The following is a 1,474-nucleotide window of genomic DNA, read 5'->3' as shown; positions in this document are numbered from 1 at the left end:
TATAACGAACCCGAGGGATCGTATAATAAACTGCATTATTCGAATTTGTTGCACTTAAAGGCTGAGAATGAGGAAAATTAGGGGACCCACCTAATCTTTTGTTTATATACATACACAAAGCTTGGTTTGAGAGAGTATAAATGGGCTTAAATTTAAAAATAGGGAAGATACACTTAGATATAAACAAAGTGCTATGTGATCTCTCTAAATATGGTTTTTTAAAGCGAAATGAGAGTGACGTTTTCTAGCTTACGATGGATGTTCAGCAAAAACATTTTACGTTAAAGGTAAAATTCGAGAAGATAATATTGTGGAGGTAGACACATGGACTTATGTATAGTTCCATCCTTCTTCATGGTGTATTTTGTCTCCCAAATACGGATTTTTATTTCCCGATGAAATCACCGAAGGACCGTATAACGTAAGTTTTAACGACAAAAAGACGAATCCAATATCCGTAGAAGCCCTTATCGAGCAAGCACAGGAAAAAGGTTTAAGCAACTTCAATGCCATAATAGTATTGGGCGGCAGAAATTACGTAAACATGGTGAAAAAGCCTTTCTGGATAAAAATATTCACACTCCGCTTGCAGATTGCAAGGATATAGGGTATATGTTGCAAAAACTTAACAATTCCATAAAAAGAGGAGTCCCGCTTTTATCTGCGGACTCCTAATAGGAGGAAATCATGAAGATCACGATCGCACCTGAAATCTTAAAAGCATACCCTGGTACTCACATAGGCTGGCTTTATGCTCATGTGATCGTAGAGGCAAAAAATGACTACGTTGAAGCCTTAAAATCAGAGCTGCCGCGGATCCTTCAAGAATATGGGCTGTCTAAAACAGAGGAACTGTCAAAACATCCGAGGATCGCCAATTGGCGGAAAATCTACAGCGCCATGGGCGTCAAGCCCAGCAGCTACCGTTGCTCTTTGGAGGCGCTTTTGAGGCGTGTCATCAAGGGTGAAAACATATGGAACGTTTCAAGCGTGGTCGATTGCTACAACTGCGTCTCCGTCATGACGCTGCTTCCCATGGGAGCTTATGATGTACGTAAACTTAAAGGCGACCTCACGCTGAGGTACGGCAAAGAAGGTGAGATATTTCTTCCCCTCGGTTCAGGTGAGGAAATTACCGTCAAAGACACCCACATCGTGTACGCCGACGAAGAAAAGATTTGCTGTTGGCTGTGGAATCACCGCGACAGCAGGTTATGCGCCGTTACGACCGATACAAAAGAGGCGCTCTTTTTCGTCGACGCAGCCCAGGAATCCGACGCGCCTGACGTAGAAAAAGCTTTGGACCTACTTTCCCGTCATCTTGAGGCAATTGGATGCAAGGTCAAGGCAAAGGGAATTATAAACAAAGCTACGCCACAGGCACTGGACGTATAAAAGCTCTGGGGTCAGATCCGACCCCGGGAACGCCCCCCCTGAAAAAATTCAAGATTAAAGATCTGACCCCGGGAACTGG

1 protein-coding gene and 1 pseudogene are annotated in these 1,474 nt (G+C 43.6%); both read left to right on the top strand.

What is annotated here, in order from left to right:
* Positions 1-358: 358 nt before the first annotated feature.
* Positions 359-607, top strand: a pseudogene (locus Q7P41_RS09980) (hypothetical protein); the annotation flags it as partial.
* An 80-nt stretch (positions 608-687) separates the two neighbouring features.
* Positions 688-1,395, top strand: a complete 708-nt coding sequence (locus Q7P41_RS09975) for a B3/4 domain-containing protein (RefSeq protein ID WP_303883944.1) — start codon at positions 688-690, stop codon at positions 1,393-1,395.
* Positions 1,396-1,474: the final 79 nt, after the last annotated feature.

This window comes from Acetomicrobium mobile (genome assembly GCF_937920065.1).
This window is presented reverse-complemented; position numbering and strand designations above follow the sequence as displayed.

Bases quoted from the DNA above. Each gene is read 5' to 3' on its own strand.
- Q7P41_RS09975 (WP_303883944.1), top strand. From the start codon at position 688: ATGAAGATCACGATCGCACCTGAAATCTTAAAAGCATACCCTGGTACT.